The 25,642-nt window shown below is 48.5% G+C and carries 39 protein-coding genes; 37 read left to right on the plus strand and 2 right to left on the minus strand.

Annotation, left to right across the window (positions count from 1 at the left end; all coding sequences use genetic code 11):
* The 31 genes from tuf to galE form a co-directional block, all read left to right on the plus strand.
* Positions 1-136, plus strand: a 136-nt coding sequence (gene tuf, locus AB1552_11940; GenBank protein ID MEW6054478.1) for an elongation factor Tu, incomplete at its 5' end; no start/stop codon positions are given.
* Positions 137-178: 42 nt separating this feature from the next.
* The gene (rpsJ, locus tag AB1552_11945; GenBank protein ID MEW6054479.1) at positions 179-484 is read left to right on the plus strand and encodes a 30S ribosomal protein S10; all 306 of its coding nucleotides are present in this window, start codon (positions 179-181) and stop codon (positions 482-484) included.
* A gap of 60 nt (positions 485-544) precedes the next feature.
* Positions 545-1,156 carry a 50S ribosomal protein L3 gene (rplC, locus tag AB1552_11950; GenBank protein ID MEW6054480.1) on the plus strand — a complete coding sequence of 204 codons (612 nt, stop codon included), beginning with the start codon at positions 545-547 and terminating at the stop codon, positions 1,154-1,156.
* A gap of 1 nt (position 1,157) precedes the next feature.
* On the plus strand, positions 1,158-1,787 hold the full coding sequence (gene rplD / locus AB1552_11955; GenBank protein ID MEW6054481.1) for a 50S ribosomal protein L4: 630 nt from the start codon (positions 1,158-1,160) through the stop codon (positions 1,785-1,787).
* Positions 1,784-2,074 carry a 50S ribosomal protein L23 gene (locus tag AB1552_11960; protein ID MEW6054482.1) on the plus strand — a complete coding sequence of 97 codons (291 nt, stop codon included), beginning with the start codon at positions 1,784-1,786 and terminating at the stop codon, positions 2,072-2,074. The genes rplD and AB1552_11960 overlap by 4 nt, the downstream gene beginning before the upstream one ends.
* A complete protein-coding gene (gene rplB / locus AB1552_11965; GenBank protein ID MEW6054483.1) occupies positions 2,074-2,892 on the plus strand; it encodes a 50S ribosomal protein L2 in 819 nt (272 codons plus the stop codon). Before AB1552_11960 ends, rplB begins: the two co-directional genes overlap by 1 nt.
* Position 2,893: 1 nt before the next feature.
* Positions 2,894-3,178 (plus strand): 30S ribosomal protein S19, encoded by a 285-nt coding sequence (gene rpsS, locus AB1552_11970; protein MEW6054484.1) that lies wholly within the window; start codon positions 2,894-2,896, stop codon positions 3,176-3,178.
* Positions 3,179-3,190: 12 nt separating this feature from the next.
* The gene (gene rplV / locus AB1552_11975; protein MEW6054485.1) at positions 3,191-3,526 is read left to right on the plus strand and encodes a 50S ribosomal protein L22; all 336 of its coding nucleotides are present in this window, start codon (positions 3,191-3,193) and stop codon (positions 3,524-3,526) included.
* 13 nt (positions 3,527-3,539) lie between these two features.
* Entirely contained in the window at positions 3,540-4,187 is a 648-nt protein-coding gene (rpsC, locus tag AB1552_11980; protein MEW6054486.1) for a 30S ribosomal protein S3, read from the plus strand.
* Positions 4,188-4,195: 8 nt separating this feature from the next.
* A complete protein-coding gene (gene rplP / locus AB1552_11985; protein ID MEW6054487.1) occupies positions 4,196-4,615 on the plus strand; it encodes a 50S ribosomal protein L16 in 420 nt (139 codons plus the stop codon).
* On the plus strand, positions 4,612-4,809 hold the full coding sequence (gene rpmC / locus AB1552_11990) for a 50S ribosomal protein L29 (protein MEW6054488.1): 198 nt from the start codon (positions 4,612-4,614) through the stop codon (positions 4,807-4,809). The genes rplP and rpmC overlap by 4 nt, the downstream gene beginning before the upstream one ends.
* A gap of 69 nt (positions 4,810-4,878) precedes the next feature.
* On the plus strand, positions 4,879-5,106 hold the full coding sequence (gene rpsQ, locus AB1552_11995) for a 30S ribosomal protein S17 (protein MEW6054489.1): 228 nt from the start codon (positions 4,879-4,881) through the stop codon (positions 5,104-5,106).
* Between the two features lie 22 nt (positions 5,107-5,128).
* Positions 5,129-5,497: a 50S ribosomal protein L14 gene (gene rplN / locus AB1552_12000; protein MEW6054490.1), complete on the plus strand. Its 369-nt coding sequence runs from the start codon at positions 5,129-5,131 to the stop codon at positions 5,495-5,497.
* Positions 5,498-5,510: 13 nt separating this feature from the next.
* A complete protein-coding gene (gene rplX / locus AB1552_12005) occupies positions 5,511-5,825 on the plus strand; it encodes a 50S ribosomal protein L24 (protein ID MEW6054491.1) in 315 nt (104 codons plus the stop codon).
* Positions 5,825-6,367, plus strand: coding sequence for a 50S ribosomal protein L5 (rplE, locus tag AB1552_12010; protein ID MEW6054492.1), 543 nt, complete (start codon positions 5,825-5,827; stop codon positions 6,365-6,367). Before rplX ends, rplE begins: the two co-directional genes overlap by 1 nt.
* Before the next feature lie 13 nt (positions 6,368-6,380).
* Positions 6,381-6,566, plus strand: coding sequence for a type Z 30S ribosomal protein S14 (locus AB1552_12015; GenBank protein ID MEW6054493.1), 186 nt, complete (start codon positions 6,381-6,383; stop codon positions 6,564-6,566).
* Positions 6,567-6,591: 25 nt separating this feature from the next.
* Positions 6,592-6,987 carry a 30S ribosomal protein S8 gene (gene rpsH, locus AB1552_12020; GenBank protein ID MEW6054494.1) on the plus strand — a complete coding sequence of 132 codons (396 nt, stop codon included), beginning with the start codon at positions 6,592-6,594 and terminating at the stop codon, positions 6,985-6,987.
* A 15-nt stretch (positions 6,988-7,002) separates the two neighbouring features.
* Positions 7,003-7,545, plus strand: coding sequence for a 50S ribosomal protein L6 (gene rplF / locus AB1552_12025; GenBank protein ID MEW6054495.1), 543 nt, complete (start codon positions 7,003-7,005; stop codon positions 7,543-7,545).
* Between the two features lie 39 nt (positions 7,546-7,584).
* Positions 7,585-7,947 (plus strand): 50S ribosomal protein L18, encoded by a 363-nt coding sequence (gene rplR, locus AB1552_12030; GenBank protein MEW6054496.1) that lies wholly within the window; start codon positions 7,585-7,587, stop codon positions 7,945-7,947.
* 8 nt (positions 7,948-7,955) lie between these two features.
* A complete protein-coding gene (rpsE, locus tag AB1552_12035; GenBank protein MEW6054497.1) occupies positions 7,956-8,462 on the plus strand; it encodes a 30S ribosomal protein S5 in 507 nt (168 codons plus the stop codon).
* Positions 8,459-8,899, plus strand: coding sequence for a 50S ribosomal protein L15 (gene rplO, locus AB1552_12040; protein MEW6054498.1), 441 nt, complete (start codon positions 8,459-8,461; stop codon positions 8,897-8,899). The genes rpsE and rplO overlap by 4 nt, the downstream gene beginning before the upstream one ends.
* 10 nt (positions 8,900-8,909) lie before the next feature.
* Positions 8,910-10,208, plus strand: a complete 1,299-nt coding sequence (gene secY, locus AB1552_12045; GenBank protein ID MEW6054499.1) for a preprotein translocase subunit SecY — start codon at positions 8,910-8,912, stop codon at positions 10,206-10,208.
* Positions 10,209-10,258: 50 nt separating this feature from the next.
* Positions 10,259-11,026: a type I methionyl aminopeptidase gene (gene map, locus AB1552_12050; GenBank protein MEW6054500.1), complete on the plus strand. Its 768-nt coding sequence runs from the start codon at positions 10,259-10,261 to the stop codon at positions 11,024-11,026.
* Between the two features lie 3 nt (positions 11,027-11,029).
* Positions 11,030-11,248, plus strand: coding sequence for a translation initiation factor IF-1 (gene infA / locus AB1552_12055; protein MEW6054501.1), 219 nt, complete (start codon positions 11,030-11,032; stop codon positions 11,246-11,248).
* A 20-nt stretch (positions 11,249-11,268) separates the two neighbouring features.
* Positions 11,269-11,382, plus strand: coding sequence for a 50S ribosomal protein L36 (gene rpmJ / locus AB1552_12060; protein MEW6054502.1), 114 nt, complete (start codon positions 11,269-11,271; stop codon positions 11,380-11,382).
* Between the two features lie 42 nt (positions 11,383-11,424).
* The gene (gene rpsM / locus AB1552_12065; protein MEW6054503.1) at positions 11,425-11,799 is read left to right on the plus strand and encodes a 30S ribosomal protein S13; all 375 of its coding nucleotides are present in this window, start codon (positions 11,425-11,427) and stop codon (positions 11,797-11,799) included.
* 4 nt (positions 11,800-11,803) lie between these two features.
* Positions 11,804-12,190 carry a 30S ribosomal protein S11 gene (rpsK, locus tag AB1552_12070; protein MEW6054504.1) on the plus strand — a complete coding sequence of 129 codons (387 nt, stop codon included), beginning with the start codon at positions 11,804-11,806 and terminating at the stop codon, positions 12,188-12,190.
* Position 12,191: 1 nt separating this feature from the next.
* Positions 12,192-12,818, plus strand: coding sequence for a 30S ribosomal protein S4 (gene rpsD / locus AB1552_12075; protein ID MEW6054505.1), 627 nt, complete (start codon positions 12,192-12,194; stop codon positions 12,816-12,818).
* Positions 12,819-12,907: 89 nt separating this feature from the next.
* On the plus strand, positions 12,908-13,960 hold the full coding sequence (locus AB1552_12080) for a DNA-directed RNA polymerase subunit alpha (GenBank protein MEW6054506.1): 1,053 nt from the start codon (positions 12,908-12,910) through the stop codon (positions 13,958-13,960).
* Complete coding sequence (gene rplQ / locus AB1552_12085; protein MEW6054507.1) at positions 13,944-14,360, plus strand: 50S ribosomal protein L17; 417 nt, start codon at positions 13,944-13,946, stop codon at positions 14,358-14,360. The genes AB1552_12080 and rplQ overlap by 17 nt, the downstream gene beginning before the upstream one ends.
* Positions 14,361-14,498: 138 nt before the next feature.
* Entirely contained in the window at positions 14,499-15,476 is a 978-nt protein-coding gene (galE, locus tag AB1552_12090) for a UDP-glucose 4-epimerase GalE (GenBank protein MEW6054508.1), read from the plus strand.
* A 36-nt stretch (positions 15,477-15,512) separates the two neighbouring features.
* On the opposite strand, the gene AB1552_12095 is transcribed toward galE, so the two are convergent.
* Complete coding sequence (locus AB1552_12095; GenBank protein MEW6054509.1) at positions 15,513-15,860, minus strand: YraN family protein; 348 nt, start codon at positions 15,858-15,860, stop codon at positions 15,513-15,515.
* Positions 15,857-16,324, minus strand: coding sequence for a toprim domain-containing protein (locus AB1552_12100; GenBank protein MEW6054510.1), 468 nt, complete (start codon positions 16,322-16,324; stop codon positions 15,857-15,859). Before AB1552_12100 ends, AB1552_12095 begins: the two co-directional genes overlap by 4 nt.
* Before the next feature lie 162 nt (positions 16,325-16,486).
* Here AB1552_12100 and pilB (AB1552_12105) point away from each other — a divergent pair, with 162 nt between their 5' ends.
* The 6 genes from pilB (AB1552_12105) (at position 16,487) to AB1552_12130 (ending at position 25,617) form a co-directional block, all read left to right on the plus strand.
* A complete protein-coding gene (pilB, locus tag AB1552_12105; protein ID MEW6054511.1) occupies positions 16,487-18,295 on the plus strand; it encodes a type IV-A pilus assembly ATPase PilB in 1,809 nt (602 codons plus the stop codon).
* Positions 18,296-18,376: 81 nt separating this feature from the next.
* Positions 18,377-20,185 (plus strand): type IV-A pilus assembly ATPase PilB, encoded by a 1,809-nt coding sequence (pilB, locus tag AB1552_12110; GenBank protein MEW6054512.1) that lies wholly within the window; start codon positions 18,377-18,379, stop codon positions 20,183-20,185.
* A gap of 17 nt (positions 20,186-20,202) precedes the next feature.
* Positions 20,203-21,297, plus strand: a complete 1,095-nt coding sequence (locus AB1552_12115) for a type IV pilus twitching motility protein PilT (GenBank protein MEW6054513.1) — start codon at positions 20,203-20,205, stop codon at positions 21,295-21,297.
* A gap of 2 nt (positions 21,298-21,299) precedes the next feature.
* Positions 21,300-22,517 (plus strand): type II secretion system F family protein, encoded by a 1,218-nt coding sequence (locus AB1552_12120; protein MEW6054514.1) that lies wholly within the window; start codon positions 21,300-21,302, stop codon positions 22,515-22,517.
* 153 nt (positions 22,518-22,670) lie between these two features.
* Entirely contained in the window at positions 22,671-24,266 is a 1,596-nt protein-coding gene (locus AB1552_12125) for an ATP-binding protein (GenBank protein MEW6054515.1), read from the plus strand.
* Positions 24,253-25,617 (plus strand): sigma-54 dependent transcriptional regulator, encoded by a 1,365-nt coding sequence (locus tag AB1552_12130; GenBank protein ID MEW6054516.1) that lies wholly within the window; start codon positions 24,253-24,255, stop codon positions 25,615-25,617. Before AB1552_12125 ends, AB1552_12130 begins: the two co-directional genes overlap by 14 nt.
* Positions 25,618-25,642 lie beyond the last annotated feature (25 nt).

Raw genomic sequence — 25,642 nt, forward strand, 5'->3', positions numbered from 1 at the left:
GGTGATGCCCGGGGACAATGTCACCCTTGAGGTGGAGCTGATTGCCCCCATCGCGATGGAAAAGGAACTGAGGTTCGCCATCCGTGAGGGGGGAAGGACTGTCGGGGCCGGTGTGGTAACCGAGGTAATTGCGTAAGATAACTTAAAGGCGAAAGATTAAGGGTAAAGAGAGAAAACCGTGAACCAGAAGATCAGAATAAAATTAAGGGCTTATGACCACAGGATTCTCGACAGGTCGGTGAAGGAGATTGTGGACACCGTGCAGAGAACCGGTGCAAGGATTACAGGACCGGTGCCCCTGCCAACGAGAATAAGCAGGGTGACTGTTCTCCGATCCCCGCATGTTGACAAGAAATCAAGGGAACAGTTTGAGATCAGGACCCACAAGAGGCTTATCGATATCGTTGACCCGACTCCGCAGACGGTTGATGCACTGATGAAGCTGGAACTTTCAGCAGGAGTTGATGTCGAGATCAAATTATAGCACAAGTCCGGAATGAAACTGATATTGCAATAAATTGAATTATATTTTGGAGATAAAGTAATGGTAGGGATATTAGGCAAGAAACTTGGAATGACACAGGTATATACTGAAGACGGAAAAGCGTTTCCGGTCACTGTTATTGAAGCAGGACCATGTTGCGTTGTTCAGGTGAAAACCCTCCAGAGCGACGGCTATGAAGCGGTGAAGCTGGGATTTTCAGAGACAAAGGAAAAGAAGATAAAAAAACCTATGGCAGGTGTATACAAGAAAGCAGGGGTCAAGCCATACAGGATATTGAAGGAGTTCCCTATTGGCGGACTCAGCGTGGGTGAATTTGTGACTGTGGAGAGATTTGCAAAGGGAGACATCGTGTCTGTCTCCGGAGTCTCAAAGGGAAAAGGGTTTCAGGGTGTCATGAAGAGGCACCATTTTTCCGGCGGGCCGGGCTCCCACGGATCAATGTTCAATCGTGCGCCGGGTTCAATCGGGGCAAGTTCATTCCCGTCAAGAGTATGGAAGAATCAGAAACTTCCCGGACATATGGGATCGGAAAGGGTTACCGTAAGAAACCTTGAGATCATTGATGTCAGGACTGAGCAGAACCTTCTCCTCATTAAGGGTGCGGTTCCGGGAGCCATAGGAACACTGATAGAGATAAAAAAGGAAAATTAAGATGCCAGAAGTCGACATTAAAGACAGAAGCAACAATACAGTCGGGAAATTGAGTATGCTGGATACTCTCATGGAAGATTATCCAAAACAGGGGGTACTCCATGATGCGGTAGTCAATTATCTTGCAAACCAGAGACAGGGCAATCATGCAACAAAGACAAAAGGCTTTGTCAGCGGCGGGGGCAAGAAACCCTGGAGACAGAAGCATACGGGAAGGGCACGTGCCGGCAGTATCCGTTCTCCCCTCTGGAGGGGTGGCGGCACGATCTTTGGTCCGCAGCCGAGAGATTATTCATTTAAACTTCCGAAAAAAGTAAAACGGCTTGCCCTGCTTGCAGCTTTTCATGAAAAGCTTTCGAGCGGAGAGGTTGTGGTTATAGACGCGTTGTCTGTCGAAAAGCCAAAAACCAAGGAAATGATTTCGATTCTGAAAGGGCTTGGACTGGATAACAAAAGCGTTCTGATCGTCCTGCCGGAAAAAGATGACAACATCGTGCTTTCAGCCAGAAATATCCCCGGAGTGCGCGTAACGAGGACTACGGATCTCAATGCTTACGAGGTTCTTGCGAACAATATGCTCCTTATGACAAAGGAGGCAGCGGCAAAACTTGAGGAAATAAAGGGATCATGAAAAACTTGTACACGGTAATAAAGAAACCTCTTTTTACGGAAAAAGGCGCCGGTCTCAAGGAAGCGCAGAATAAGATACTCATTGAGGTGTCCAGCGACGCCAACAAGATCGACATCAAGAAAGCCATTGAAGAGATTTTCAAGGTGAAGGTTGAGAAGGTTTCGACGATTACGGCACCCGGGAAATGGAAGAGATACGGACGGTTCACGGGAAAACGGCCTGACAGGAAAAAGGCGGTTATTACCCTTAAGAAGGGCGAAAAACTTGATTTTATTGAAGGTGTATAATGGGACTGAAGAAATATAATCCGACATCACCGGGCAGAAGATTTCAAACGGTTTCCGATTTCGCGGATATTACGACTGACAAGCCCTGTAAGTTGTTGCTGAAATCCCTGAAAAAAACGGGTGGCAGGAACAATACAGGCAGGGTTACTGTATGGCACAGAGGCGGTGGCAACCGGAGGGCGCTCAGACTGATCGACTTCAGGCGGGATAAGACCGGTATTCCGGCAAGGGTGGCCACAGTGGAATACGACCCGAACAGGTCCGCAAGGATCGCACTCCTCCATTATAAGGACGGGGAGAAGAGGTATATCATCGCGCCTTCAGGGCTTCAGGTCGGTGAAGAGCTTGTCTCCGGAAAAGGTGCTGAGATCAAAACAGGCAACGCGCTTTCTCTGAACGACATGCCGTTGGGAACATTCATTCATAATATTGAACTGCGTCCCGGCGAAGGTGCAAAACTTGTCAGGAGCGCCGGTGCTTCAGCGCAGCTGATCGCAAAGGAAGAGAAATATGTGCAGGTCAAACTCTCTTCCGGCGAAGTGCGGCTGATTCCCGCGGACTGCATGGCAACGATCGGCCAGGTAAGCAATCCGGACCATGAGAATATCTCTTATGGGAAGGCTGGCCGGAAACGTTGGATGGGAAAGAAACCCCATGTAAGAGGCGTTGCAATGAACCCCATTGACCATCCCCTTGGTGGCGGCGAAGGAAAGGCTTCCGGTGGCAGACCTGCATGTACCCCGTGGGGGAAACCCGAGGGAGTCAAAACAAGACAGAACAAGAGAACTGACAGACTAATAATTAAGAGGAGGAAGTAGGTTGCCAAGGTCTCTGAAAAAAGGTCCGTTTGTGGATGAAAAGCTGATGAAAAAGGTTAAGACCATGATAGACACCGGGGAGAAAAAGCTCATAAAAACATGGTCACGCCGCTCAACAATTGTGCCGGAGTTTATCGGATACACATTTGCGGTGCATAACGGGAAGAAGTTTATTCCTGTCTATGTTACAGAAAATATGGTCGGGCATAAGCTCGGCGAATTTGCACCAACAAGAACATTCAGAAGCCATTCAGGCGGGGATAAGTCTTCGTCTGCAAAAGGATAAGAAGAGTTTATTATGGAATCAAAGGCAATTTTAAAATATGCGAGGATAACACCCAGAAAAGCACGGAGGGTAGTGGATCTCATACGGTATAAAAGCGCAGGGGATGCACTGATGTTCCTCAAGTTTATGCCATACAGGGGGGCACGGTTTATTGAAAAACTCCTGAAATCTGCGATAGCGAATGCGGAACAGAAGAAGGCGGTAAATCCTGAAGAAATGAAGATTGTGAAGGCCTTTGTTGACCAGGGGCCGGTCATGAAAAGGGTTGAGCCAAGGGCTATGGGAAGGGCCAATATTATCCGGAAAAGGACTTCCCATATTACATTGGTATTATCTGAGGAAGGGTAAGAGGAGGTAGATTTTGGGGCAGAAGACGCATCCAATAGGAAGTCGGCTGGGAATAATCAAGACCTGGGATTCAAGATGGTTTGCAGGCAAGGCTTACAGCGAGCAGCTTCTGGAGGACATATCGATCAGAAGGATGCTGAAGGAAAGGCTTTATCATGCGGGAGTTCCCAAGATAGAAATCGAGCGGGCAGGACAGAATATTAGGGTGATCATACATACCGCAAGGCCCGGGATAATCATAGGGAAAAAAGGGTCTGAAGTGGAAAAACTCAGAAAAGACCTGAAGGATGTGACAGGCAAAGAAGTATCCATCGATATCAAAGAGATAAGAAAACCCGAGGTCGATGCCCAGCTCGTTGCGGAAAATATCGCGCTGCAGCTGGAAAAAAGGGTTGCGTTCAGAAGGGCGATGAAAAAGTCCGTCGCATCGGCCCTGAGATTCGGCACACTCGGGGTGAAAGTATCGTGTTCCGGCAGGCTCGCCGGAGCTGAGATTGCACGGTCTGAATGGTACAGGGAGGGCAGGGTCCCTCTTCACACATACAGGGCTAATATTGACTACGGTTTTGCAAAGGCACGGACAACATACGGAGTAATCGGCGTGAAGGTCTGGATGTACCATGGAGATATTCTTCCGGAAAGCAGAACGAAAGAGATTTAGGTGATATTATGTTGATGCCCAAAAAGGTCAAATTCAGAAAAATGCAGAAAGGCAGAATGAACGGGAAAGCCTACAGCGGTTCCGCTGTGTCATTCGGAGAGTTCGGGTTGAAGGCGATGGAGCCCGGATGGGTTTCGAGCAGCCAGATTGAGGCGGCCAGAATTGCCATTACCCGTCATGCCAAGAGGGGTTGTAAGGTCTGGATACGGATTTTTCCCGACAAGCCGATAACAAAAAAACCGGCTGAGACAAGAATGGGAAAAGGCAAGGGGGCACCTGAATACTGGGTTGCGGTTGTCAAACCCGGCAGAGTGCTGTATGAGATGTCGGGCGTTACCGAAGCAGTTGCAAAGGAAGCAATGCGCCTTGCGTCACACAAATTGCCTGTGGCGACAAAGTTTGTGAAGAGGGATGAGGAGGTTCTGTGAAAACATCCGAATTTCGAGCCATGACAGTAAATGAGCTGAACCAGAAAGAACAGGACCTGAGGAAAGAGCTTTTCAACCTGAGGTTTCAGCAGGCTACCGGTGAGATAGAAAATCCAATGCGTATCCGTACAGTCAGAAAGGATATTGCCAGGGTACTGACAATAAAGAGTGAAAAGTTAAGAGCGAAAAGTTAAGAATGGACACATCAGAACCCATTATTCTTGACTTCTCGCTCACAACGTTTCTCTTGAAGAGAGGGAGAAGTGACTAAAAAGATTTATACGGGAAAAGTAATCAGCAACAAGATGGACAAAACAGCAGTTGTGGCAGTCACCAGGCTTTTTCAGCACCCCAAGTACAAGAAGACAGTGAAGAGGGTCACAAAGTTTAAGGCTCATGATGAGAACAACAAATGCCAGATCGGAGATACGGTAAAGATTATCGAAACGAGGCCTCTCAGTAAGGAGAAGAGGTGGATCATAATAGAATAGAGGCTGATTGGAGTGATCGAAGATGATTCAGTTGAGGAGCATGCTCGAAGTAGCAGACAATTCCGGAGCCAAGAAGGTGCAGTGCATAAAAGTGCTCGGCGGTTTTCACCGGAGATACGCCAGACTCGGTGATATAGTGGTTGTCAGTGTTAAGGAGGCCTTACCTGACAGTAATATCAAAAAAGGAACTGTTGCAAAAGCTGTCGTGGTGCGGACAAAGAAAGAGCACCGGAGGGCTGACGGATCCTACATACGTTTTGACCAGAATGCGGTGGTTCTTATAAACCCGCAGGGCGAGCCTGTCGGGACACGAATATTCGGCCCTGTGGCGAGAGAACTCAGGTGGAGGGAGTTTGCAAAGATCATCTCCCTGGCCCCGGAGGTTCTATAGGAGAGTTATGGGTTTGGGGATAAAGAAAAATGACACGGTGCTGGTAATGACCGGCAAGGAAAAGGGCAAAAAGGGCAGAGTCCTTTCGGTGTACCCTTTGAAGGAAAGGATTCTGGTGGAGAAGATAAATGTCATCAAGAGACATATGAAGCCGACGAGAAAGTATACCCAGGGCGGAATCATTGAGAAAGAAGCGCCTTTGCATATCTCGAACGTAATGCTGGTCTGCCCGAAATGCAGCAAGCCGACAAGGATTGGCAATTCAGTACTGCAGGACGGAAGGAAATTGCGGGTATGCAAAAAATGCAGGGAGGTTATAGATTCCTAATGAAACCAAGACTCAAAGAAAAATACCTTACAGAAGTCGTCCCCAGTATGATGAAGGATTTTTCCTATAAGAATATTATGGAAGTCCCCAAAGTGCAGAAAGTGGTGCTGAATGTCGGTCTGGGCGAAGCCATACAGAATATTAAGCTTCTTGATGCTGCGCAGAAGGAGCTTTCAATGATATCAGGACAGAAGGCAGTTGTGACCAAAGCCAAGAAATCGATCGCTGCATTTAAGTTGCGGAAGGGAATGCCCATTGGCTGCAAGGTAACGCTCAGGGGGAATATGATGTATGAATTCATGGACAGGCTTATCAGTGTTGCTCTCCCGAGAATAAGGGATTTCAGGGGCATTTCCGGAAAATCGTTCGATGGAAGAGGAAACTATTCTCTGGGCCTTAAGGAGCAGTTTATATTCCCCGAGATAGACTACGATAAAGTTGAAATGGTTCACGGGCTCGATATCAGTTTCTGTACTACAGCAAAGACAGATAAGGAAAGCAAGGCCCTTTTGCGTCATTTAGGAATGCCGTTCAGAAATTAAGAGGGAGCAGGTAATGGCAAAAACGTGTATGATCGAAAAAACAAAAAGGCAACCAAAATTCGCCGTGAGGGCATATAACAGATGTAAAATATGCGGCAGGCCAAGGGCGTATCTGCGAAAGTTCGGGATGTGCAGGATCTGTTTCAGAACACTTGCACTTGAAGGCCAGATCCCCGGGGTTGTAAAGGCAAGTTGGTAGTCTATGACCCTAATGGAGGTGATTAATAATGCTGACTGATCCCATTGCGGACATGCTTACAAGAATACGAAATGCGGTGCATATTAAAGCGGACAAGGTTGATATCCCGATTTCAAAGATGAAGCTGGAAATTGCGAAGATTCTGAAAGAAGAAGGTTTTATCAGGGCCTATAAAATATTGAAAGACAGAAAACAGGGCATCCTCAGAGTGATTCCGAAATATATAGAAAGTGAAAGCGTGATCGCAGGACTGAAAAGGATAAGTAAACCCGGACGGAGGGTATACGTGGGCAGCAAGGAGATTCCCAAGGTCATGGGCGGTCTGGGGGTTGCTATCCTCACAACATCAAGAGGAGTTCTGAGTGACAAGGCCTGCCTCAGGGAAGGTGTCGGCGGAGAAGTCATCTGCTATGTGTGGTAAAGGAGAATAACTGTTATGTCACGAGTTGGTAAAAAACCGATAAAGCTTCCTGATAACGTTACGGTTGATATAAATGCTGGCATCATTAAGGTGAAAGGTCCCAAAGGGGAACTGAACTGGAATTACCCTCACAGGGTAAGGGTTTTGATCAGCGACGGACAGGTATCTGTCGAGAGAATGGGTGATTTGAAGACCGACAGAGCCCTGCACGGACTTGCACGGAGCATTATCAGCAATATGGTAGTGGGAGTATCCGAGGGGTATACGAAAGTCCTCGAAATCAAAGGCGTAGGGTACAGGGCTCAGGTGACCGGTAACAGAATCGTACTGTTTCTCGGCTATTCACACCCTATAGAATTTACCTTGCCTGAAGGGATTCAGGCAACTATGGATCAAAAGATGGTGCAGATTACTCTTGTCGGGATTGACAAACAGCAGATCGGGCAGGTTGCTGCAAGTCTTAAGGACCTGAGATTGCCTGATGCATATAAAGGCAAGGGCATCAGATATGCAGGCGAAAGGCTCAAACTCAAGGTTGGCAAGGCCGGCAAGAAGTAGCCGGCTGCGCGGAGTGATCAGCATACAGAGGAGGTTGTTTTGGCTGAAAACAAGAAAGAAGGCAAAAAAAGACGGCATGTACGGATCAGAAAAAAAGTATTCGGTACTCCTGAAAGATTAAGACTGTCTGTGTACCGGAGCCTCAATCATATCTATGCCCAGATTATCGATGATACAAAAGGGCAGACTCTTGCGACCGCATCGAGTCTTGACAAGGAAATAAAGGAAGAAAAGTCCCATAAGGGGAATATCCCCACCGCGAAAAAGGTTGGAGAGCTTATCGCAAAGAGGGCTTTGGAAAAAGGCATAAGGAAAATTGTTTTTGACAGGAGCGGATATATTTATCATGGCGGTATCAAGGCATTGGCAGACGCTTCCAGAGAAGCAGGATTAGAGTTTTAGGAGGGTATGTGGAGAAGATTGATCCAGACGGACTGAACTTACGGGATAAGGTGGTACATATAAACAGGGTTGCAAAGGTAGTGAAAGGTGGAAGGCGCTTTTCATTCACTGCGCTCGTCGTTGTCGGAGACGGAGAAGGAACTGTCGGTGTCGGGAAGGGAAAAGCATCAGAAGTTCCCGAAGCCATACGGAAGGCGGTTGAGCAGGCCAAGAAATCCCTCCTTAAGTTCCCGCTTAGAGAAGGCACCATACCGCACAGAATCATCGGAAGATTCGGTTCCGGCACGGTCATCATGAACCCTGCAGTCAAGGGCACCGGAATTATTGCGGGAGGTGCGGTAAGGGCTATTCTGGAAGTGGGCGGTATTCAGGATATCGTCGCAAAATCCCTCCGCAGCCATAATCCTTTTAATTCCGTGAAAGCAACATTGAACGGGCTCTCAGGACTGAAAGACCCTGAAGCGGTCATGAAGCTGAGAGGGAAGGCTGAGGAAGAGCATCAGGAGGCATCATGAAAATTGAAGACATCAAGCCCGCCCCAGGCAGCAGAAGAAGAAGCAAGAGAGTCGGAAGGGGAATCGGTTCAGGCCATGGGAAAACCTCCTGCAAGGGCCATAAGGGACAGAAGTCGCGCTCCGGAGGGACCAAAGGGCCGGGATTCGAGGGTGGCCAGATGCCATTACAGAGAAGAGTACCAAAAAGAGGGTTCCGGAATCCTTTCAGGACTGAATATGCAATTGTCAATCTCGGCACCATCAATAAAATAGAAGGGGTTGATACAATCACTCCCGAAGTACTAATCGACAAAGGCATCATAAAAGAGCTGAAACAGGGGATTAAGATTCTCGGTTCAGGTGAGATTCAGAAGCCTTTGACCATTAAGGCAGATGCTTTCAGTGCTTCTGCACTCACCAAGATAGCTTCAGCAGGTGGTAAGGCAGAGGTAATATAAAAAGTTGGGCATTCTCTCAAGCTTCCAGAACATATTCAAAATAGCAGAACTCAAGAGCAGGGTCTTGTTCACGCTTGCACTGCTTGCTGTGTACAGGATTGGTGCGCATATTCCGACTCCCGGTATCAACGGTGAAGAACTGAGCAAGTTCCTCAATGAAAAGGGCGGCGCACTCATGGGATTTTTTGATATGTTTTCGGGCGGAGCCTTATCCAAGGTTACTATTTTTGCACTGGGGATAATGCCCTATATAAGTGCGTCTATCATTCTTCAGCTGCTGACTGTTGTCATTCCCGCGCTCGGCAAACTTGCAAAAGAAGGTGAGGCGGGCAGAAAAAAGATTGTGAGGTATACCCGTTACGGAACCATTTTCATCAGTGCAATACAGTCTTTCGGAATCGCTGCGGGACTTGAAGGGATGGCAGGGGGAGTATTTGTACAGAACCCCGGATGGTCATTCAAGATTATGACCATGATAACCCTTACATCGGGCACGGCATTTATTATGTGGCTTGGAGAGCAGATTACCGAACGCGGTATCGGCAATGGGATCTCACTGATCATTTTTGCCGGAATAGTGGCACAGTTTCCTAGTGCAGTCATCAGTACCATCAGATTGTTGCAGGCCGAAGAACTTTCCATATTTTTTGTGATTTTTCTTATAGTGATGATGGTGGTGGTAGTTGCTGCGATCATTTACATGGAGAGGGGGCAACGGAAGATTCCCGTACAGTACGCCAAGCGGGTAGTCGGCCGCAAGGTATATGGCGGGCAATCTACGCACCTGCCTCTCAAGATTAATACTGCAGGCGTGATACCGCCGATATTTGCATCTTCGATCATCATGTTCCCAGCGACTGTGGCAGGTTTTATCGCAGTGCCCTGGGTTCAGGCATTATCGAGACAGCTTTCGCCCGGCACAGTTCTCTATACGACCCTCTATGTGGGAATGATCTTCTTTTTTGCGTACTTTTATACGGCGATTATTTTTAACCCGGTCGATATCGCAGATAATCTGAAAAAATACGGTGGATATATACCGGGGATCAGGCCGGGACAGAAAACATCAGAATATATATATAAGGTGCTTTCCCGTTTAACATTTGTCGGTGCGTTTTACCTTGCGACTGTCTGTATTATTCCTGAAATCCTGATCGGCAGATTCAACGTCCCTTTCTATTTCGGAGGGACCTCTCTCCTCATTGCGGTCGGGGTTTCCCTTGATACGGTATCCCAGATAGAATCTCATCTGGTCACCCGTTCATATGAAGGTTTTCTCAAGAAAGGGAGAATCAGGGGAAGAAAATAACTGCAAGATATCGGGGAATGCAGAAGCAGGGATGCTGAAGACAAGGATACATGGTTATCTTGAAATCACCAGAAGAAATCGAAAAAATGTCCTTGTCATGTCTGATTGTCGCCAGGACGCTCGATTACTTGCGGGATAAGATAAAACCGGGTATTACAACGAGGACAATCGATCAGCTGGTGGAAAGCTTTATCAGGGATCATGAGGCACTTCCGGCGTTTAAGGGTTACAGGGGATACCCTGCAAGCATATGCGCGTCTGTGAATGAAGAGATCATCCATGGGATACCGAACAACAGGGAGCTTGAAGACGGGGATATCCTGGGTATTGATCTGGGTGTGTACAAAGACGGGTTTTATGGAGATGCCGCTTTTACGTTCCCGATAGGTGAAATAGACCAGGAGGCAGAAAGGCTGCTCAGGGTGACTGAAGAGTCGCTGTATCTGGGGATAGAGAATGCGCGGGCAGGGAAGAGAGTCTCTGACATATCGCATTCCATCCAGACGCATATAGAGTCCAATGGGTTTTCGGTTGTGAGGGCATTTGTCGGACACGGCATAGGCAGAAACCTTCACGAGGATCCTCAGATCCCGAACTTCGGTCTGCCTGGACGGGGAGCGCGGCTTCAGCCGGGCATGACCCTAGCGATTGAACCAATGGTGAACGAGGGAGGGCATGAGGTGGTGATACTTGAAGATGGCTGGACAGCAGTAACCATGGACGGCAGGCGGTCTGCACATTTCGAGCATACGGTTCTTGTGACTGCTGATAAGCCGGTAATCTTGACTAAAACCAATGAAAAAGATTATATTATTTAGCTAATGCCAAAAGAAGATAATATAGAGGTCGAAGGGAAAATAATAGAAACGCTGCCAAACGCGATGTTCAAGGTTGAACTCGAAAATGGTCAGGTTATTCTTGCGTATGTATCGGGGAAGATGAGAATGCATTTTATTAAAATTCTTCCGGGGGACAGAGTAACTGTTGAACTCTCCCCGTATGACCTTACTAAGGGAAGAATAACTTACCGGTTTAAATGATTCTGCAAAGGGGTTGAATAATGAAAGTACGTTCTTCTGTGAGAACCATATGTGCTAAGTGCAAGATAATAAAGAGAAAAGGTGCTATCCGGGTTATTTGCGAGAACCCGAGGCACAAGCAAAAACAGGGATAAGCTTTGTGCTGATATTCTCTAATCCAATCCAGGGGGTATAAATTGGCGAGAATTGCTGGCGTTGATTTGCCGAAAAACGAGCGAATCGAGATAGGTTTGACAAGAATTTTCGGAATCGGAAGATCTCTTTCACAGAAAATACTTGATGAGACGAAGATCAACCTGAATACCAGGGTAAAAGATCTGACCAATGAAGAGATTGTCAAAATAAGGAGTGTGCTGGAAAGAGATTACCGGGTTGAAGGTGATCTCAGGCGTGACATCGCAATGAACGTAAAAAGACTTACAGATATCGGCAGTTACAGGGGGATGAGACACCGGTCTGGTCTTCCGTTACGCGGCCAGAGGACAAAAACAAATGCACGAACCCGAAAAGGCCCGAGAAAAGCGGTAATGGGTAAGAAGAAAGAGGCGTAGGAGAATGGCACAGAGGAAAAAGGGAGCAAAAAAGGAAAAAAAGAACATCGCATATGGAGCAGCACATATCCAGGCTACTTTTAACAATACTATCGTGACGATAACTGATCCGAGCGGCGGTGTAATAACCTGGGCAAGCGCCGGAAACCTGGGATTCAAGGGGTCAAGAAAAGGCACTCCTTATGCAGCCCAGATGGCTGCATCAGCAGCGGCACGGAAAGCGATTGATTTTGGGATGAAGCAGGTCGATATCTTTGTGAAGGGGCCAGGCGCCGGAAGGGAGTCTGCGATACGCGCCCTCCAGGCAGCCGGGCTTGAGATAAATCTCATTAAAGATGTGACCCCTGTTCCTCACAACGGGTGCAGGCCGCCTAAGAGGAGGAGGGTATAGCATGGCAAGATATATCGGAGCATTATGCAGGATCTGTCGCAGGGAAGGAGAAAAACTGTTCCTTAAAGGCGACAGGTGTCATACAGAGAAATGTGCTGTGGAGAGAAGAAAATATCCTCCGGGACAGCATGGGCAGGGATTCAGGAAACTGTCTGATTACGGGATTCAGCTTAGGGAAAAACAGAAGGTAAGGAAGATATACGGCCTCCTTGAAAAACAGTTCAGAAAATACTTCTATGAGGCAGAAAGAAAGAAAGGCGTTACCGGTGAAGTTCTTCTTCAGCTTGTCGAAAGCCGCCTTGATACCATGGTATTCCGCATGGGTTTTGCACCGAACAGGCGCAGGGCGAGACAGATTGTGCGGCATGGACATATTGTGGTAAACGGAAGGGAAGTCAATCTTCCTTCCTATGCAGTGAAGCCCGGCGACATGGTTCAGGTGAAGGAGACCAGCAGGGAGATGCCGGAAATCGCAGACAGTATCGCAAAGAGTGAACACAGGGGACTCCCTGGATGGGTTGAAGTAGACGGGACAAACTTTACCGGAAAGGTTGCCCATATTCCTTCCCGTGACGAAATACAGCTTCCTGTTCAGGAACAGCTCATAGTAGAGCTCTATTCCAAATAGAAATAACGGAAAAAAACGGGAAATAAGGAATGCCAAAACCTGGAAAAATTCTTATTTCTTTTATAAATTAACGATGCATAGGAGGCCTTATGGACCTTAGAAAAATAGGCTTTCAGCTACCTGATTCGATCAGGTTTGATGAAGAAACGCTGACCGATATGTATGGCAAACTTGTAGCTGAGCCTTTAGAGCGTGGCTTTGGTACCACGCTGGGCAACTCGCTCAGGAGGATAATGCTTTCCTCAATTGAAGGAGCTGCAGTGACGGCAGTGAAAATTCCGAGCGCACTTCACGAGTTTTCTACAATAAAGGGAGTTAAGGAGGATGTTGTTGATATTATCCTCAATATCAAGAAACTCAGGTTCAAGCTGTATTCAAACGGGACAAAGATCGCAACAATAAAGGCAAAGGGACCCAAGAGCATAACCGGAGGAGATATCCAGGGTGACGCGTCTTTCGATCTCCTCAATCCGGAGCAGTTGATTGCGACACTGGATAAGGATTTTCCTTTCGAGGCTGAGATGTACATCAAGAAAGGCAGAGGCTATGTCCCTGCAGAATTCAACAAGGAAGACGACATTCCGCTTAACATGGTTGCGGTTGATTCTGTTTTTACCCCTATCCAGAAGGTGAATTTTACTGTTGAAAAGGCGAGAGTAGGAAGGGCAACAGACTATGACAGGCTGATTATGGAGATATGGACAGACGGCAGCATTACCCCTGAAAAGTCAGTTTCGCAGGCTGCCTCCATACTGATGGAGCACCTTTCCCTGTTCGTGCTGGAAACGGATGATTTTGAGGCGGACGATGTCTTTGTGGAGCAGGGGGATCTGATCAATGATATGAATGAAGAGCCGGTGTTCAACAGCAATCTCCTGAAAAGCGTTGAAGAACTCGAACTGTCTGTCAGATCATACAACTGTTTAAAGAATGCGAATATCAAGACTATTGCTGACCTGGTGCAGAAGACCGAGCAGGAAATGCTCAGAACCAAGAATTTCGGACGCAAGTCCCTTAACGAGATAAAAGAGATACTGATCGGGATGGGGCTCCGCCTCGGTATGAGGGTTGATTTTGAGGCGCTCAGCAGGGAAGCGGCGTTACAGAGCGGAGGGATTGAACAAGATGCGACACAGAGTTGACGGAAGATCATTTGGGAGGTCTGCAAACCAGAGGAAATCGCTTCTGAGAGGGCTGGTGAACTCCCTTCTGGAACATGAAAGAATCGAGACCACAGTTGCGAAGGCTAAGGCAATAAAGGGAATTGCAGAGAAGATGGTTACGCTCGGCGTGAAGGGTGATCTGCATGCAAAGAGACTTGCGTTTTCCTATCTTTCGAACAGGTCGGTAGTTGCGAAACTTTTCAGTGAGATTGCCCCGAGGTTTTCAGGGAGGAATGGCGGTTATCTGAGGATCATACAGACAAGAAACAGGCTGAATGATTCGGCTCCGATGGCTGTGCTTGAGTTTGTTGACTACAAAGAACCGGAAAAGAAGAAGGAAATAAAATCAGAAAAAAAAGAGCAGCAAAAGACCAGCTGAACGTTTCATCATAGCAAGAAAAAATGAGAAGCAGCAGGTAACCCTGACTGCTTCTCATTTTTTTTGTCACGCTGCTGGCATGGAGGCATGAAATACTGTAGGATTTTCTCTCTGACATGAGGTAATATATCCAGGTTTATGAAAATTCTGGTTACGGGCGGCGCAGGCTATATCGGAAGTCATATCGTGAAAGCCCTGGCAGAAAAGGGACACGATGTTGTTGTCTACGACAATCTTTCCTTTGGCAACAAATGGGCGCTGCTTTCAGGGCGCCTGATCGTCAGCGATCTGGCTGACTGTCGATCCCTCGACTCGGTTTTTTCCAGGGAGCAGTTCGATTCGGTCATCCACATGTCTGCGTATATTGTTGTGGATGAGTCAATCAGGGAGCCAATAAAATACTACCGGAATAATTTTGTCAATGCCCTGAACCTTACAGATGCCTGCCTTAAGCACGGGGTGAATACCCTGATCTTTTCTTCAACGGCGGCAGTATACGGCATCCCGGAAAAGGTCCCCGTCACTGAGGAAACACCGCTGGATCCGATTAACCCGTACGGCGCGTCAAAGGCGATGGTTGAGCGTGCCCTGCACGATGTGGGTATAACGGAAGATTTCAGGTATATCTCCCTCAGGTATTTCAATGTTGCCGGCGCCGACCCGCTTGCAAGAATCGGACAGGCGCGAAATGACGCCACCCATCTCATTACCGTTTCCCTGAGGACGGCCCTCGGAAAGAGAGACGCTCTCAATATCTTCGGGACAGACTACCCTACTCCTGACGGCACATGCATCCGCGATTACATCCATGTCGATGACCTCGCTGAGGCGCATATACTCGCCCTTGAATATCTTGCTTCAGGCGGCGGAAGCAGGATCTATAACTGCGGATACGGGCATGGATACTCTGTCAGGGAAGTTGTGGACAAGGTCATTCAGGTAACCGGAATCCGGTTTCCAATTAATTACGTTGACAGAAGGCCGGGAGATCCGCCGGCACTGATTGCTGATGCCACACGGCTCAGGAGGGAACTTGGCTGGCAGCCAAGACACGACGACCTGGAATATATCATCAGAACAGCCTGGGAGTGGGAGAAGAAATATAACTCCCGATAAACAACGGGATCAATCTTCCTTGTTCACCCTCTTGCATCATACCTCAAACGCATCGATGATATGGTCAATTTCTTTTTTTCCGTCTCTGCTGAAAATGCTGATGACATCAAAGCGCGCGGGGGATTCTCCCCCCTTTTTTTTCAGATAGAAAAGGGCAAGTTTTTTCATTTTATTCTTTTTCCGGGCATTCACTGCCTCAAACGGATGGCCGAAACTGTCGCTCGTCCTTGTCTTGACCTCAATGAAGACCAGGGTATTCCTGTCACGCGCAATGATGTCGATTTCTCCAAGCGGTGTTTTGAAGTTCTGTTCCAGTATCCGGTACCCTTTTCCCTTCAGGAAACGCGCTGCCAGGAATTCACCGCGTGCGCCGAGTTCTTTCACTGTATATCAGGCAGGTTCTCTATCGAAAAGTGGGGGAGATGAGGGCTATCGTTTCCTTCGAGCTTCATGAGAAGCCTGGGAATTCCCTCGATATCCTTGATCTCTTTCTGGCAGAGCATCTTGAAAAGCTCCCTGAAAGATGAGTATTCCTCCCAATGGCCTTTGAGATGATCCGACAGGGTTTTGTGCAGGTCTTCCCCCTTCCTGTCCCAGTCAGTGAGCAGGACGACCTTCGGGAATTTATGGATGATATCGTCACAGAACTCATAGAGATTTTTCCCGTTATGAAGGGGAATGATGTCGCCGGCGAGCCCGAGACTCCTCAGCGCCATGGCGTCTTTCTTGCCCTCAACGATGACAGGGATGGCAGTGTTCACATCAAGAAGGTGCGCTATGACCTCTCTCAGTCTTTCTGCACGCTCCCGTTCAGCGGAAGTCGGAACATTCTTCTGAGTATTCAGCATATATCAGTTTAATCATACTAAATGCGGAAAGCATTTTACAAATCGATTTACAAATAAACAAATTTTGTTGCTATAATAATTAAGGTTAATAGGTTTTTTACAATATATTTATTGCAAGAACACTGCATTGACATTCAGAAAACATTTATATATCGTTGAATTATGGCGACTAAACTCGGGCAGCTGCTGGTAACGGCCAATATTGTGTCGGAGGATCAGCTTCGGGAGGCGATCAGTCTTCAGAAGCGTCAGGGCGGGCGGCTTGGAACGAACCTGGTGAAGCTGGGGTATGTGACCGAGGAGAAGCTTGTCGGTTTTCTGAGCAAGCAGTGGGGAGTGCCTGCAATAAACCTGTCTGACTACAAGATTGATGCCTCGATACTGAAGCTGATACCGGTAGAGATAGCGAGGAAATATCTGATCATCCCGGTGGCGAGGGTAGGTGCGACGCTGACGATCGCGATGGCAGACCCGTCGAACGTATTTGTGATAGACGATGTGAAGTTTATGACGGGATATAATGTTGAGGTAGTGGTGGCGAGCGAATCGTCGATCGTGAGTGCGATGTCGACGTATTACAGGGGAGGCGGGGAAGCGCTGATCGCGACAAAGAAAGCGGCTGCGACGAAGACGATAGCGGCGAAGGACTATACGCTCGGTGATGAGGATCTGCAGGAAGAGACGTTCGGTGCAATGGAAGAAACGTATACAGTCGATGTCGAGGAATTCGACAGAGTTGTCGGTGAAGCCCTCGACGACGTTGAAATCGTAGAGGAAAGAGAAGACGAACTGGTAAGAGAAGTAGAGCGTCCGATCGTGAAGCTCGTCAACGGCATCCTGATAAATGCGATTAAAGAGAGGGCGAGCGATGTCCATATCGAGCCGTATGAAGCTTCTCTGAGAGTCAGGCAGCGTGTTGATGGTGTAATGTATACCGTCATGAATCTTCCTGTACAGATAAAGAATGCCGTCACCTCAAGGATGAAGATCATGGCAAATCTCGATATTGCCGAGAGAAGGCTGCCGCAGGATGGCAGGATTAAGCTCAAACTCGGCAAGAAGAGAGAGATCGATTTCCGTGTCTCGACAGTACCATGCCTGTTCGGGGAGAGGACTGTGCTGAGACTCCTCGATAAGTCAAACCTCCAGGTAGACCTCACCAAGCTCGGTTTTGAGGAGGAGAATCTCAAGGAGTTCATGGAAGCGCTCGAAAAGCCTTACGGGATGTTGCTGGTGACCGGGCCGACAGGCAGCGGCAAGACGACAACACTTTATTCAGCACTCAATTACCTGAACAAGATTGGTGTCAATATCTCGACCGCAGAGGACCCGGTCGAGTATAACTTTTTAGGGATAAACCAGGTGCATGTGAAGGAAGACATCGGGCTTACCTTTGCTGCCGCGCTGCGTTCTTTTTTGAGACAGGATCCTGATATCATCATGGTCGGGGAGATCCGTGACTTCGAAACCGCTGAAATTGCCGTAAAAGCAGCCCTTACCGGCCATCTCGTGTTGAGCACCCTGCATACCAATGATGCCCCCAGCACCATCAGCAGGCTGCTGAACATGGGGATTGAGCCGTTCCTGGTGTCGGCATCTGTCATTCTCATCGCTTCCCAGAGGCTGACAAGGGTGATCTGCTCCTCCTGCAAGGAAGAGGAAAAAGTTCCGATTCCCGGACTTGTGCAGCTCGGATTCTCGGAAGAGGAAGTGGAGACCGTCAAATGTTACAGGGGCAAGGGGTGTTCACAGTGCAATAACAGCGGGTACAGGGGCAGAATAGCCCTCTATGAGGTCATGATGCTCAAAGAAGAGCTCAAGGAGATGGTACTCGAAGGGGCATCCGCAGACGAATTGAAGAAGACCGCTGTCAGACTCGGCATGAGGACCCTGAGGATGAGCGGTCTTTCCAAAATAAAAAGCGGTATCACCACGGTTGAAGAGATTGTAAGGGTGACATTCGGAGATTAGCCAATCGGGTGTTTATCTGGAGAAACGGGTTGCATTGCGTGCAGACCTGCGGATGATAGGGGTTAATCAGGAAAAAACAGTATGGCGACTAAACTCGGGCAGCTGCTGGTAACGGCCAATATTGTGTCGGAGGATCAGCTTCGGGAGGCGATCAGTCTTCAGAAGCGTCAAGGCGGGCGGCTTGGAACGAACCTGGTGAAGCTGGGGTATGTGACCGAGGAGAAGCTTGTCGGTTTTCTGAGCAAGCAGTGGGGAGTGCCTGCAATAAACCTGTCTGACTACAAGATTGATGCCTCGATACTGAAGCTGATACCGGTAGAGATAGCGAGGAAATATCTGATCATCCCGGTGGCGAGGGTAGGTGCGACGCTGACGATCGCGATGGCAGACCCGTCGAACGTATTTGTGATAGACGATGTGAAGTTTATGACGGGATATAATGTTGAGGTAGTGGTGGCGAGCGAATCGTCGATCGTGAGTGCGATGTCGACGTATTACAGGGGAGGCGGGGAAGCGCTGATCGCGACAAAGAAAGCGGCTGCGACGAAGACGATAGCGGCGAAGGACTATACGCTCGGTGATGAGGATCTGCAGGAAGATGTCGCCAGCCCGATGGATGAAGCATATTCGGTCGATGTCGAGGAATTCGACAGGGTTGTCGGAGATGCCCTCGACAGTGTGGAAGCATATACCGAACATGAGGAAGCGCTGGCTCAGGAGGTTGAAGAACCGATCGTGAAACTCGTCAACGGCATCCTGATAAATGCGATAAAGACCGGGGCGAGCGATATTCACATCGAGCCTTTCGAAACTTCATTGAGGGTCAGGTACCGGGTCGACGGGGTGCTTTTCAATGCGATGAATCTGCCCCTGAAAATAAAGAACCCGATTACCTCAAGGCTCAAGATCATGTCCAAGCTCGATATTGCCGAGAGAAGGCTGCCGCAGGATGGCAGGATCAAGCTGAGGCTCGGCAAGAAAAAAGAGATTGATTTCCGTGTCTCGGTTCTGCCGTGCCTTTTCGGTGAAAAGACCGTCATGAGGATTCTGGACAAGTCAAACCTCCAGGTGGACCTCACCAAGCTCGGGTTCGAGCAGGAAGCGCTGAAAAAATTCATGGATTCGCTGAACAAGCCATACGGCATGATACTTGTGACAGGCCCTACAGGAAGCGGCAAGACGACCACCCTTTACTCTGCCCTGAACTATCTGAACAAACCGGGTATTAATATCATGACTGCGGAGGACCCGGTTGAATATAACTTCCAGGGAATGAATCAGGTGCAGGTAAAGGAGGACATAGGCCTGACGTTCGCTTCAGCACTGAGGGCGTTTCTCAGGCAGAGCCCCGATATCATTCTGGTCGGGGAGATCCGTGACTTCGAGACAGCAGAAATAGCGGTGAAGGCAGCTCTGACCGGCCATCTCGTGCTGAGCACCCTGCATACCAATGATGCGCCCAGCAGTATCAGCAGGCTGCTGAACATGGGCATCGAGCCGTTCCTTGTCTCGGCTTCCCTGATCCTTATCGCTGCGCAGAGACTTGCGAGAAAAATATGTTCTGACTGCAGGGAGGAGGAGAAAGTTCCCCAGTCTGTACTCGTGCAGCTCGGTCTTTCAGAGGAAGAGGCGAAGACCGCAAAATGCTACAAGGGGAAAGGGTGTGCTACATGTAACGGGTCCGGGTACAAGGGAAGGATAGCCCTCTATGAGATAATGCCGGTGAGCCAGGAGATTAAAGAGATGATTCTGGAAGGGGCATCAGCAGACGAATTGAAGAAGACCGCTGTCAGACTCGGCATGAAGACCCTCCGCATGAGTGGTCTTACTAAGGTCAATGAAGGAGTCACCTCAATAGAGGAGATCGTGAGAGTCACCTTTGGAGATTAACTATAAAGGAGTAATACATGGCAACGTTATATGATTTGCTGAAAATGATGATTGACAAAAACGCATCGGACCTTCATATTACCACAGGAAGCTCTCCAAGGCTGAGGATTGACGGGAAGCTGGTGAATATCGATCATCCCCAGCTGACACCTGCAGACACCAAAGCCCTGTGTTACAGCATTCTGACCGATGCGCAGAAGCATAAATATGAGGAGACCAATGAACTGGATCTCTCTTTTGGGGTGAAGGGGCTGAGCAGGTTCAGGGCAAATATTTTCATGCAGAGAGGGGCTGTTGCGGGAGCATTCAGAACCATCCCCTTTGAAATCAGGGGATTCAAGGAACTCGGACTTCCGGAGATTACCAATGAGCTGGTGAAGAAGCCGCGCGGACTGATCCTTGTGACGGGGCCGACGGGGTGCGGAAAATCTACTACGCTTGCAGCCATGATTGACAAAATAAACAATGAAAGAGCGGATCATATTATTACTGTTGAGGATCCGATCGAATACCTCCATCCCCACAAGAAATGTCTCATCAATCAGAGAGAAGTCAATGCCGATACCGTATCATTCAAGGCAGCGCTCAAATATGTGCTCAGGCAGGATCCTGATGTGGTGCTGATAGGCGAAATGCGGGACCTTGAGACAATAGAGGCTGCCCTTACTGTCTCGGAAACAGGGCATCTCACGTTTGCAACGCTGCATACCAATTCTGCAGTGCAGACAATCAACCGCATAATAGACGTGTTCCCGCCGCATCAGCAGGAGCAGATACGGGTACAATTATCTTTTGTTCTTGAAGGAATCTTCGCACAGCAGCTCCTCTCGAAAAAGACGGGGCATGGAAGGGCACTTGCCGTGGAGCTGCTGGTACCGAATCCTGCCATCAGAAACCTGATACGGGAAGACAAGATTCACCAGATCTATTCCATGATGCAGACCGGCCAGGCAAAATACGGCATGCAGACGATGAACCAGTCGTTATATGAACTTTACGCCAGGGGGCACATAACCTATGAAGATGCCGTGGGAAGATCATCAATGTCCGATGAGATTATTCAAATGATTCAGAGGGGCATGCCTGCAACCTCTGGAAAAGGGAGGGTATAAAATTGGCAACGGTATTTCAATGGTCAGGCAAGACCGGAAAGGGCACTATTGAGTCAGGAGAAATTACCGCATCGACAAAGGAAGACGTAATCGCCCAGCTCCGCAGAAGGAACATTACGGCTACGCTTGTGACCGAAAAAGCGAAGAAAGCCGGCGGACTCAAGCTCCCTGTTATCGGCGGTGGAGTGAAAGACAAGGACATCGTTGTCTTTACCAGACAGTTTGCGACCATGATCGATGCGGGACTGCCGCTTGTTCAGGCACTCGACATCCTGTCAAATCAGGTAGAAAATAAGGTGTTGGGGAAATCTCTGCAACAGATTAAGACTGACGTCGAGTCAGGTGCAACATACGCCGATGCCCTCAAAAAACATCCCCGGATATTCAGTGAATTGTATGTCAATATGGTCGCCGCAGGTGAGGCCGGCGGTATTCTTGATACCATTCTGAACAGGCTGGCGTCCTATATTGAGAAGGCCATGAAACTCAAGAAAAAGGTGAAGGGGGCGATGGTATATCCTGCAGTCGTTTCATCGATTGCTATTCTGGTCATCGCCGTCATCATGATTTTTGTTGTCCCAACCTTTGCGAAGATGTTCAGCCAGCTTGGAGGAACATTACCCCTGCCGACCAAGATCATCATCGATATGAGTAATTTCATTGCCGGTATAGGAGGGCTGCTGGTCCTCGGAGCAACTATAGCGTTCGTTGTTTTTATCGTTCAGGTGCGGAGGACAGAAAAGGGCAAACATATCATAGACAGGATTATGCTGAGGCTGCCAATTTTCGGCCCGCTTCTGAATAAAGTCGCAGTGGCAAAGTTTACCCGAACCCTTGGAACCCTTGTCAGCAGCGGTGTTCCCATCCTTGATGGCCTTGAGATCACGGCAAAGACGTCAGGCAACAAGGTGATTGAATACGCGATTATGGATGTCAGAAAGGGCGTTGTCGGAGGAAAGACACTCGCAGAACCTATCACAAAAGCGAAGGTATTTCCCCCGATGGTCACCCATATGATCGCGGTCGGGGAATCAACCGGAGCGCTCGATGCGATGCTTTCAAAGATAGCCGATTTCTATGACGATGAAGTTGATTCGGCGGTATCGAACCTTACGGCGATGATGGAGCCCATGCTGATGGTGTTTCTGGGAGGCGCTGTCGGCTTTATTGTTGTCGCAATGTATCTCCCGATATTCAAACTGATTACACTGATAAAGTAGAACGTTGTGGTGAACTGAAAGTTTGAGGGGGGTGCACCTTCTCATTTATGCAGGGAGCATGTGTTGTGCCTGCATACGCAACAGGTTCCCGCGCGTGACGGGTATGAGTCTGCGGTTCACAAAACCCTCATTCGGAAAGATCCAGAGGATGATATGGAAGAAGACGCGTCTGCGCTGAAAAAAAGGATAAAGGCCCTGATAACGTTCAGGGTGCTGTTTATTACCCTCCTCTTCGGGTCATCCTTTCTCTTCGGAGCGTTTGAAAAAATCTCTTATTCCTATGTATTTTTTTATCTCATCGTTTCCCTGTACCTGCTCACTATCGTGTATGCGATGCTTTTCGGGAGGATCAGGAGTCTCGTTACATTTGCCTATGTGCAGCTGCTGCTTGATGTGGTCTCGGAAATAACGCTTATTTACCTCACCGGCGGGATTGACAGCTGGTTCTCGTTTACTCTCATCATCACCATTATTGCCTCAAGCATCGTGCTGAACAAAAGAGCAGGCTATGTGACGGCGACTGCAAGCAGCCTGCTTTACGGTCTGCTTGTAAACCTCCAGTTTTACGGTCTGCTGCCCATGTCGGGAGGTGAGAAACTTGCAGAGGAATATTACCTCTACAAGATATTTGTGCATATCCTTTCCTTCTATCTCACCGCATTCCTCAGCGGGTATCTCTCATCGAGGCTTGAGAAGACAGTAAAAAAACTTGAGGAAAAGGACCTTGATCTGCGGGACCTCGAGTTTTTCAACAAGGAGGTGCTGGAAAGCCTTCCCAGCGGTCTGTTTACCACAGACATGTCCGGAAAGGTGCTGATTTTCAACAGGGCGGCGGAGCGGATCACGGATACCCTTCAGGAAACCATTGTCGGACAAAGAATCGATTCGGTATTCCCGTTCTTCAGTTTTCCCTTTTCAGAGGGGCGGAGGGAAGAAGTAATCACGGTAGGCGGCGAGCAGAAGATAATAGGACTCACCATATCCCCTATTAAGGGCATAAATGAGAGCCCCAAGGGTTTTATTGTGGTATTTCAGGACCTGACACAGATCAAAAGCCTTGAGTCCGAAATAAAACAAAAGGAAAAATGGGCGGCGATAGGAGAACTGTCGTCAAGTATCGCACATGAGATCAGGAACCCCCTTGCATCGCTGAAGGGGTCCATTGAGATGCTCAAAGAGGACTCTGTCCCCCGGAATTACAAGGAAAGGCTTATGGAGATTGCCCTGAGCGAGATGGACCGCCTCAACCGCATCATCACGGATTTTCTCACCTATTCACGACCCTCTCCGCCTGAGCTTGAAAAAGTTGAACTGCCGGGACTTCTTGATGAAACGATAGAGCTTCTGAAAAATGTGGATCAGAACAGGGGGAGTGTTTTTATCAGAAAGCTTTACCGCGGCAGCTTCAGGGTGAATGCGGATCCGAAGAAACTGCGTCAGGTATTCTGGAACCTCGGGATCAATGCAATGGAAGCCATGCAGGAGGGAGGGGAACTTGAGGTTTCCACGCGGGACACTGACGGGTTTGTGGAGATAGTCTTCAGAGATTCGGGCCCCGGCATAGAAAAGGGAATTGTCGAAAAGATATTCTATCCTTTTTTTACGACAAAAGAGCAGGGCACAGGGCTCGGACTTGCGATTGCATACAGGATAATCGAGGAACACAGGGGGAGAATATACGTGCAAAGTAGTTCTGGAAATGGGACAAGCTTTGTGATTATACTACCGAAGGCCGATGAAACGGAATAACGGAAAGATACTGATCGTCGAAGATGAGAAAAGCATGCGGGAGGTGCTGAAGATCCTTCTCGAAGGGGAGAACTATGATGTTGTCTCTGCATCGGATGGTCAGGAAGGACTGTCCATAATCGACAGGGATATCTTCGATCTTGTCATCACTGACATGAAGATGCCCAAGGCCGACGGTTTTACGGTTCTGAAAAAAGTGAAGGAGATATCACCGGATACCATCGTCATCATGATAACCGCGTTCGGTACGACTGAGTTGGCGATCGATGCCATGAAACTGGGCGCGTATGACTACATCAGCAAACCTTTCAACATAGATGAAATCAGGCTGATTGTAAAGAAGGCGATGGAGAAAAAACGGCTGAGCGAGGAAATTACGCTCCTGCGGCAGAAGGTCGAAACTACCTACACCCTCGAAAATATCATCGGCAGAAGTCCGAAAATGCAGGAGATGTTCAAGCTTATCCCGAGGATAGCCCAGAGCCATTCCAACGTCCTGATAACGGGAGAAAGCGGGTCCGGCAAGGAGCTTGTTGCTGCTGCCCTGCATAACCTGAGCCAGAGAAAGGGCAAGAATTTTGTGACCATCAATTGTGCAGCATTTCCTGAAGGGCTTCTGGAATCGGAACTGTTCGGACATATGAAGGGCTCTTTTACCGGTGCCATATACAACAAGCAGGGGCTTTTTGAGATCGCGGACGCCGGAAGTCTCCTGCTCGACGAGATCGGGGAGATGCCGACCAGCCTCCAGGCAAAACTGCTCAGAGTGCTCGAAAACGGAACATTCAGGCGCATCGGCGGAACGAATGATATTAAGGTCGATGTCCGGATCATATCCGCTACCAACAAGGACCTCAAAGAGGAGATTGCAGCCGGGAGATTCCGCGAGGATCTGTATTACAGGCTGAATGTAGTTCCTATCAGTATTCCCCCGCTCAGGGAAAGAAGGGAAGATATTCCCCTGCTGGTGGAGCATTTTCTGAGGAAAACCTCCCGCGATATAAGAAGAATAGTGCCGGATGCGCTGAAGCTTCTGATCGACTATTCATGGAAGGGGAATGTTCGGGAGCTTGAGAACGTCATCGAGCGCATTGCGATCCTGACGGAGAAGGAAGAGATAACCCCTGCAGATCTTCCGCCTGAAATAACCGAGTATTCCGGAGAGATTAAGGCACTGCCGGATTTTGCCGATGCGGGGATTGACATCGATCAGATAATCGGAGATATCGAGAAGAAATACCTGCTTAAGGCTCTCGAAAAGTCAGGCGGAGTGAAGACAGAGGCAGCGAGACTTCTGAACCTTTCTTTCAGGTCGTTCCGTCACCGGCTTCACAAATACGGGATAAGTTAACCAGCCAAGATTGTTCATGCACTGC

The organism is Nitrospirota bacterium (assembly GCA_040754395.1).
Lineage (GTDB): Bacteria > Nitrospirota > Thermodesulfovibrionia > Thermodesulfovibrionales > SM23-35 > JBFMCL01.

Excerpts from the sequence above, each read along its gene's own strand:
- rplC (MEW6054480.1), top strand. The coding sequence starts at position 545 with ATGGTAGGGATATTAGGCAAGAAACTTGGAATGACACAGGTATATACT.
- rplD (MEW6054481.1), top strand. The coding sequence starts at position 1,158 with ATGCCAGAAGTCGACATTAAAGACAGAAGCAACAATACAGTCGGGAAA.
- AB1552_11960 (MEW6054482.1), top strand. The coding sequence starts at position 1,784 with ATGAAAAACTTGTACACGGTAATAAAGAAACCTCTTTTTACGGAAAAA.
- rplB (MEW6054483.1), top strand. The coding sequence starts at position 2,074 with ATGGGACTGAAGAAATATAATCCGACATCACCGGGCAGAAGATTTCAA.
- rplV (MEW6054485.1), top strand. The coding sequence starts at position 3,191 with ATGGAATCAAAGGCAATTTTAAAATATGCGAGGATAACACCCAGAAAA.
- rplP (MEW6054487.1), top strand. The coding sequence starts at position 4,196 with ATGTTGATGCCCAAAAAGGTCAAATTCAGAAAAATGCAGAAAGGCAGA.
- rplN (MEW6054490.1), top strand. The coding sequence starts at position 5,129 with ATGATTCAGTTGAGGAGCATGCTCGAAGTAGCAGACAATTCCGGAGCC.
- rplE (MEW6054492.1), top strand. The coding sequence starts at position 5,825 with ATGAAACCAAGACTCAAAGAAAAATACCTTACAGAAGTCGTCCCCAGT.
- AB1552_12015 (MEW6054493.1), top strand. The coding sequence starts at position 6,381 with ATGGCAAAAACGTGTATGATCGAAAAAACAAAAAGGCAACCAAAATTC.
- rplF (MEW6054495.1), top strand. The coding sequence starts at position 7,003 with ATGTCACGAGTTGGTAAAAAACCGATAAAGCTTCCTGATAACGTTACG.
- rplO (MEW6054498.1), top strand. The coding sequence starts at position 8,459 with ATGAAAATTGAAGACATCAAGCCCGCCCCAGGCAGCAGAAGAAGAAGC.
- map (MEW6054500.1), top strand. The coding sequence starts at position 10,259 with ATGGTTATCTTGAAATCACCAGAAGAAATCGAAAAAATGTCCTTGTCA.
- infA (MEW6054501.1), top strand. The coding sequence starts at position 11,030 with ATGCCAAAAGAAGATAATATAGAGGTCGAAGGGAAAATAATAGAAACG.
- rpmJ (MEW6054502.1), top strand. The coding sequence starts at position 11,269 with ATGAAAGTACGTTCTTCTGTGAGAACCATATGTGCTAAGTGCAAGATA.
- rpsK (MEW6054504.1), top strand. The coding sequence starts at position 11,804 with ATGGCACAGAGGAAAAAGGGAGCAAAAAAGGAAAAAAAGAACATCGCA.
- rpsD (MEW6054505.1), top strand. The coding sequence starts at position 12,192 with ATGGCAAGATATATCGGAGCATTATGCAGGATCTGTCGCAGGGAAGGA.
- AB1552_12080 (MEW6054506.1), top strand. The coding sequence starts at position 12,908 with ATGGACCTTAGAAAAATAGGCTTTCAGCTACCTGATTCGATCAGGTTT.
- rplQ (MEW6054507.1), top strand. The coding sequence starts at position 13,944 with ATGCGACACAGAGTTGACGGAAGATCATTTGGGAGGTCTGCAAACCAG.
- galE (MEW6054508.1), top strand. The coding sequence starts at position 14,499 with ATGAAAATTCTGGTTACGGGCGGCGCAGGCTATATCGGAAGTCATATC.
- AB1552_12100 (MEW6054510.1), bottom strand. The coding sequence starts at position 16,324 with ATGCTGAATACTCAGAAGAATGTTCCGACTTCCGCTGAACGGGAGCGT.
- pilB (MEW6054511.1), top strand. The coding sequence starts at position 16,487 with ATGGCGACTAAACTCGGGCAGCTGCTGGTAACGGCCAATATTGTGTCG.
- pilB (MEW6054512.1), top strand. The coding sequence starts at position 18,377 with ATGGCGACTAAACTCGGGCAGCTGCTGGTAACGGCCAATATTGTGTCG.
- AB1552_12115 (MEW6054513.1), top strand. The coding sequence starts at position 20,203 with ATGGCAACGTTATATGATTTGCTGAAAATGATGATTGACAAAAACGCA.
- AB1552_12125 (MEW6054515.1), top strand. The coding sequence starts at position 22,671 with ATGGAAGAAGACGCGTCTGCGCTGAAAAAAAGGATAAAGGCCCTGATA.
- AB1552_12130 (MEW6054516.1), top strand. The coding sequence starts at position 24,253 with ATGAAACGGAATAACGGAAAGATACTGATCGTCGAAGATGAGAAAAGC.